The sequence below is a fragment of the Endobacterium cereale genome, from assembly GCF_009617585.1.
Taxonomy (GTDB): domain Bacteria; phylum Pseudomonadota; class Alphaproteobacteria; order Rhizobiales; family Rhizobiaceae; genus Neorhizobium; species Neorhizobium cereale.
Genome location: NZ_WIXI01000045.1, coordinates 330,805 through 337,155, shown reverse-complemented (window position 1 = coordinate 337,155; position 6,351 = coordinate 330,805). Strand labels below are relative to the sequence as shown.

Sequence of the window (6,351 nt, the reverse complement as noted above, 5' to 3'; positions counted from 1 at the left end):
GCATGGCGACCATATCGGTGGCCTGATGGAAAAGGGCGCGCCTGCCTTCCCGAATGCGCGTTATATCGCCGGCCAGGTCGAATACGATTTCTGGACCGATGAAGCCCGCGTCGGCACGCCGGCGGAAGGTGGCCACAAGGGCGTGCTCGCCAATGTCAAACCGCTCGCCGAAAAGACGACCTTCATTGGAGACGGTGCGGATGTCGTCACCGGCATCACCAGCATGGCAGCCTTTGGCCACTCGCCGGGCCACATGGTCTTCAATGTCGAATCCTCTGGCAAGCGTCTGGTGCTGACCGCCGATACCGCCAACCACTATGTGCTGTCGCTGCAGAAGCCCGACTGGCAGGTGCGTTTCGACATGGACAAGGCCAAGGCCGCCGCAAGCCGCCGCAAGGTCTTTGACATGATCGCCGCCGACAAGGTTGCCTTCCTCGGTTACCACATGCCGTTCCCGGCTGTCGGTTATGCCGAAAAATTCGAGGACGGTTATCGTTTCGTACCGAAGAGCTACCAGTTCGAGATCTGATCGCCGATTTCATGGCCTGAAACGACAAAAGCCACCCAGTTGGGTGGCTTTTGCTTATATGTCCCTTGCGGGAGGCGGTAACCTGTTGTCATGTTCCGCAGATTAGGTAGCTTTACTGAAATATCCGTATGAACTGGAGAAGCATCATGCGATCAATGATCGCGATTTTTTCTTTTTTGATTGTTGCGTTATTTTACATACTGTTTTTTGTCATCGACCATAATGCGATCAATAGTGCCATAAGGAATGTAAGGGTTTCATCAAAGGTAGAATCCGTTGAATTGATTTACCCGGTGAAAATCATTCCGGGGTCGATAGGTTTGACGAATGTAATTGATAAAACCGATGTTGAATTTGGAATTTCTGACGGATTTTATATGATGAGAACGTATATTCAAAATATGTACTCGATTTGTTGCACGAGACGAAAATACAAATCAAGTTATGTAGTGATTGACGTTATCGGTAAGGATGGGCAGCGTAAGTCGTATCGTTGGAGCGTGAGGCGGAAAGCATTTTTTGACGAGCACGGGAGCATTTACCCGTTCGGCGGGCCGTTAGTGAATTAGAGTGCGGCCAAATTCACCTGAAGATCTAGAAAGTGACATGGGTTACGGCCAAGGCATATTCGGCGCTTCGGAGTGCTGCGCCGGGCGGTCGTCTAAATTGCATCCAGTCGCGTCGTCTCCGCGTAGGCACGAGCTATGCAATCCCGGTGGGTCTCCCCTCCGGGATTTTTCTGTTCCCAATCTGTCATGAACGTGTTACCAGCCCTCGCCAACTTCCATGTATTTCATGCAGAAGAAACCGGACCGAGGATTTTCCTTTTTCTGGAGGATTCTGCCTATCCAACTGAAGGAACTGGCAATGGCACGCATCGTAATCTCGGCAACCGGCGCGGAAGCGCTTACCTTCGATGATGTGCTCCTGCAGCCGGGTCACTCGGAAGTCATGCCCGGCCAGACCAATATCGCCACCCGCATCGCCAAGGATATCGACCTGTCGCTGCCGATCCTGTCTTCGGCCATGGACACGGTCACCGAAAGCCGCCTCGCCATCGCCATGGCGCAGTCGGGCGGCATGGGCGTCATCCACCGCAACCTGACCCCGATCGAACAGGCCGAAGAAGTTCGTCAGGTCAAGAAATTCGAAAGCGGCATGGTCGTCAATCCGGTCACGATCGGCCCAGACGCCACGTTGGCCGATGCCCACGCGCTGATGAAGGCACACGGCATTTCCGGCATTCCGGTCGTGGAAAATGGCGGTCGTCCGGGCCGTCTGGTCGGTATCCTCACCAACCGCGACGTGCGTTTTGCCTCCGATCCGTCCCAGAAGATTTTTGAACTGATGACGCGCGACAACCTGATCACCGTCAAGGACGGTGTCGATCAGGCCGAAGCCAAGCGCCTTTTGCACACCAACCGCATCGAAAAGCTGCTGGTTGTCGACAATGAAGGCCGTTGCGTCGGTCTCATCACCGTCAAGGATATCGAAAAGTCGCAGCTCAACCCGAACGCCGCCAAGGATGCGCAGGGCCGTCTGCGCGTCGCTGCCGCCATCTCCACCGGTGATGATGGTGTCGAGCGCGCCGAGCGCCTGATCGATGCCGGCGTCGATGTCATCGTTGTCGATACCGCACACGGCCATTCCCAGAAGGTTCTGGATGCGGTTGCCCACGTCAAGAAGATGTCGAATGCCATCCGCATCATCGCCGGCAATGTCGCCACCTCGGAAGGCACCAAGGCGCTGATCGATGCCGGTGCGGACTGCATCAAGGTCGGTATCGGTCCGGGTTCGATCTGCACCACGCGTATCGTCGCCGGTGTCGGCGTGCCGCAGCTTGCAGCCGTCATGGCGGCCGTCGAGGAAGGCAACAAGCACGGCATCCCGGTCATCGCCGATGGCGGCCTGAAATTTTCCGGTGACGTCGCCAAGGCGATCGCCGCCGGTGCATCCGCCGTCATGATCGGTTCGCTTCTGGCCGGCACCGACGAAAGCCCGGGCGAAGTTTACCTCTACCAGGGCCGTTCGTTCAAAGCCTATCGCGGCATGGGTTCCGTCGGCGCCATGGCGCGCGGCTCGGCAGACCGTTATTTCCAGGCGGAAGTGCGCGACACGCTGAAACTGGTTCCGGAAGGCATCGAAGGTCAGGTTCCCTACAAGGGTCCGGTTTCGGCCGTGCTGCACCAGCTGGCCGGTGGCCTCAAGGCCGCCATGGGTTATGTCGGCGGCAAGGACATCAAGGATTTTCAGGAAAAGGCGACGTTTGTGCGCATTTCCGGCGCGGGCCTGCGCGAAAGCCACCCGCATGGCGTGACGATCACCCGCGAAAGCCCGAACTATCCGGGCGTCAGCTCCTAAAGCGAGCCGAAAAACTCTCCACCGATTTCAGGCGGGCCGGGCATTTTGCCCGGCCCGTTTTCGTGTCAGAACCAGCTCTTCAAAGCTGGAGGCCACGCCGATGACGTCAGATTTGCTGATGACCGATACCACCGCCATGTTCTGGCCGATGATCGCGCATGCGTTCCTCGTTTTCATTCTGTATTACATGCTGTCGAAGCGACGCATGGCCGCCATCCGCGACAAGGGTTTCGATCCCCGCCAGTTCAAGGAAAACCTGTCCGAACCGGCGGAAAGCGTGCTGGTACATAACAATCTGAAAAACCAGTTCGAACTGCCGATGCTGTTTCACGCCGGCGTGGTGGCGATCTTTATCTCCAATGCCGACAACATCATCACGATTGCACTGGCCTGGATCTTTGTGCTGTCGCGTTACGCCCATGCCTATGTGCATGTCACCAGCAACCGGCTGCTTTTGCGCCGCCCGCTGTTCATGGTCGGTTTTCTGGCGACCGTGCTGATGTGGGGCTGGCTGGCCATCTGGCTCGCAACCTCCTGATTGTTCTGAAACCGGCGCATCCGCCTCACGCATTCGTGTAGGGCGGCTGCAGCGGCATCCGTCGTTTTTGCCAAATGCCTGCTCTACCTCCGCTTCATCGTTTCACGAGAGGAGCAGGCATCATGGACAAGAAGCCGGAAGTCACTCAGGCGATGATCTCCGCCTATGACGAATACACGCATCTCCATCTCGACCGCCGCAAATTCATGGAGCGCCTGACGGTTCTGGCCGGATCGGGTGCGGCCGCTGCCGCCATCGCCCCCATGCTGGCCGCCAGCGGTGCACAGGCCGCCGTCGTCGCGGTCGATGACGATCGTCTCACCACCAAGAGCGTGGTTTTTCCCGGTGCGAACGGAGAGATGAAGGGCTACTGGGCACGGCCGAAATCGGCCAGCGGTCCGCTCGGCTCGATCATCGTCATCCATGAAAACCGCGGCCTCAACGAACATATCCGCGATGTCGCGCGCCGTGCGGCCCTCGAAGGGTTCAACGCGCTTGCCGTGGATTTTCTATCTCCGGTCGGTGGCACCCCACCGGATGAAGACAAGGCGCGCGAAATGTTTTCGACGCTCGATGCCGCGAAAACCGCCGCCGATGGTGAAGCCGCGCGTGTCTGGCTTGCAAAGCACGAAGGCGCAAACGGCAAGGTCGGCGCGGTCGGCTTCTGCTGGGGTGGCGGGCTGGTCAACCGCATGGCGGTGAACTCGCCGGAGCTCAATGCCGGCGTCGCCTATTATGGCCAGCAGGCGCCGGCCGCCGATGTGCCAAAAATCAAGGCGCCGCTGATGCTGCATTACGGCGGCCTCGACGAGCGCATCAATGCCGGCATCCCGGCCTATCGAGAGGCGCTGGAAAAGGACGGCAAGACATTCGAGATCTTTGTTTATGAAGGCGTCAACCACGCTTTCAACAACGATACGTCGTCGGCCCGTTACGACAAGGCGGCCGCCGATCTGGCATGGAGCCGCACGACGGAGTTCTTCAAAAAGAACCTTGGCTGAACAGGAGATCAGGTGGAGGCAGCGTTTCGCGCCTCCGCCGGCCGCACCAGATGGCAGAACAGCGCACCGCCGGCCAGAAGAACGGCGGTGCCGAAAAACACCGCCGGCATGCCGATATGCCCGCCGACAAAACCGCCCGACACCGGCCCCGCCACCTGTCCGACATATTGCGCCGAGATCGACAGACCGAGAATGGCACCGGTGGCGCTATCGGGCACATTGTGGCGGATGACGGCGGTGATGCAGGGCAAAAGCCCGCCCAGCGCCAGCCCCATCAAAAACCGCAGCAGGATCAGTTGCCAGCTTTCGGTGACAAAGGCCTGCGGGATGAGCAGCACCGCCGCCACCGCCAGCGTGCCGGTTATCACCCGCCAGTAACCGATGCGATCAGCCAGCCTGCCGAGCCGCGAAGCGGAGAGCACACTGCCGAGTGCCGCCGCCGACATGACGATCCCTGCGGTGATCGTCACATGCGCCGGATCGGCCACCAGTTGTGCCACATAAACAGTGATGATCGGCTCGATCGACATGTTGGCGAACATCAGCAGCATGCCGGTAAACAGCATGGCGAGAACCGGTCCCTTGTGCGGCAGCGAGCGCAATCCGCCACCACTCTTGGCCGCCTGTTTGCGCGCCGGCGATTTTTCCTCGCGGATCAGAAACAGCGTGGCGAGGAAGGCGAAAAAGATCGCAGCCCCGGCACACAGGAACGTGGCGCGGATGCCGATCAGTTGCGGCAGAACCCCGCCGATGAGAGGCCCGACCAGATTGCCGGCCATGATTCCGGCCGACAGTGTGCCGAGCGCCCAGGCGGAGCGATCCTTTGGCGTCTGTGCGGCCACCAGCACCATCGAGCCGGAGGCATAACCGCCGGCGAGGCCTACGACGAGCCGCAGCGCCACCAGCTGCCATACGGTCGTCGCCATGCCCATCAGCGAGATGGCGATCGTCATGCCGATCGCGGCGCGCACCAGCATCAGTTTTCGCCCGTAAATATCGCCGAGCCGGCCCCAGAGCGGTGCAACGATGGCGGCGGCAAAGAAGGTGGCGCCGTAAGCGATACCGGACCATTGCACGATGGCAGCATGATCGGTGAGCCCGAGTTCCTCGACATAAAGCGGCAGGAAGGGAAGCAGCAGCGTCATCGCCACGATGGTGGTGAATGAACCGGCAAGGCAAACAAAGAGGTTGCGTTTCGAGTGGATGGAGCCGAGGGAGGCGTCTGTCATGGGAGGCTCGCGAGGCGTGGTCGACGCGCCAGTTTTAAGCGCGGCGTCCATGCGCGCCAAGCGGGAATAGGGCGTGGGCGGTACGGTACGGGGCCTGTGATCAGACAAGCCCTCTTACTCGGCTTGCTGTAACCTGCCCGTTTCCAGATATTCCCGTAGCCCTCTGGTGACGAGCCATTCGCCAGTCTCGATCAGCTCACAGATGCCGGCCCAGTAAGAATTGGATAATTCCTCCTCGTTCAGGAACTTGCGGGCGTAGTCGAGGAAATAGTCACTTACGTTGTCCTCGATTTTGTCATGTCCGCCCTTGAATGAGGCTCGAACGCGAAAAATATAGGAGACGAACATGTTCATCAGTGAGACGAAATCGTCCAGACCGCGAGCGCAGAACTTAATGTCGATCTGATCCTTGAAGCCGCGCGCGACATAGAGGACTTCGCCGCTTTGCCCTGAAAGGCCGAAGACACCCTCGGTGTCCTGCCCGAAGATTCTCCAGGTTTCCCCGTTGCGTTCACATTGCTTGATCTGATCGTCGAACAGTACAAAGTCGAGAAAAAGAAGGTCGAGATTGTACAGGGCTCGGAGAGGATCGTTTTTGATTTCCTGCACGGAATATTTTCTCGGCGAAAAGGTGATTACATTCGAAAAACCCAGACCTTCTATCTTTTCGTCTGAAACCATTTCGTTCTCCAT

6 protein-coding genes are annotated in these 6,351 nt (G+C 58.7%); 4 read left to right on the top strand and 2 right to left on the bottom strand.

Annotation, left to right across the window (positions count from 1 at the left end; translation table 11 throughout):
- The 4 genes from GAO09_RS17100 to GAO09_RS17085 all read left to right on the top strand — a co-directional run.
- Nucleotides 1–529: MBL fold metallo-hydrolase (locus GAO09_RS17100; RefSeq protein ID WP_153355207.1), on the top strand; the 529-nt coding region annotated here is incomplete at its 5' end.
- A gap of 867 nt (nt 530–1,396) precedes the next feature.
- Nucleotides 1,397–2,890 carry an IMP dehydrogenase gene (gene guaB / locus GAO09_RS17095; RefSeq protein WP_153355206.1) on the top strand — a complete coding sequence of 498 codons (1,494 nt, stop codon included), beginning with the start codon at nt 1,397–1,399 and terminating at the stop codon, nt 2,888–2,890.
- Nucleotides 2,891–2,990: 100 nt separating this feature from the next.
- Nucleotides 2,991–3,428, top strand: a complete 438-nt coding sequence (locus tag GAO09_RS17090) for an MAPEG family protein (protein ID WP_410768812.1) — start codon at nt 2,991–2,993, stop codon at nt 3,426–3,428.
- 122 nt (nt 3,429–3,550) lie between these two features.
- The gene (locus GAO09_RS17085; protein ID WP_153355205.1) at nt 3,551–4,429 is read left to right on the top strand and encodes a dienelactone hydrolase family protein; all 879 of its coding nucleotides are present in this window, start codon (nt 3,551–3,553) and stop codon (nt 4,427–4,429) included.
- Nucleotides 4,430–4,437: 8 nt separating this feature from the next.
- Here the strand turns inward: GAO09_RS17085 and GAO09_RS17080 are convergent, their stop codons facing one another.
- Together GAO09_RS17080 and GAO09_RS17075 are read right to left on the bottom strand one after the other, a co-directional pair.
- Nucleotides 4,438–5,658, bottom strand: a complete 1,221-nt coding sequence (locus GAO09_RS17080; protein WP_153355204.1) for an MFS transporter — start codon at nt 5,656–5,658, stop codon at nt 4,438–4,440.
- 114 nt (nt 5,659–5,772) lie between these two features.
- Nucleotides 5,773–6,339 (bottom strand): hypothetical protein, encoded by a 567-nt coding sequence (locus GAO09_RS17075; RefSeq protein WP_153355203.1) that lies wholly within the window; start codon nt 6,337–6,339, stop codon nt 5,773–5,775.
- Nucleotides 6,340–6,351 lie beyond the last annotated feature (12 nt).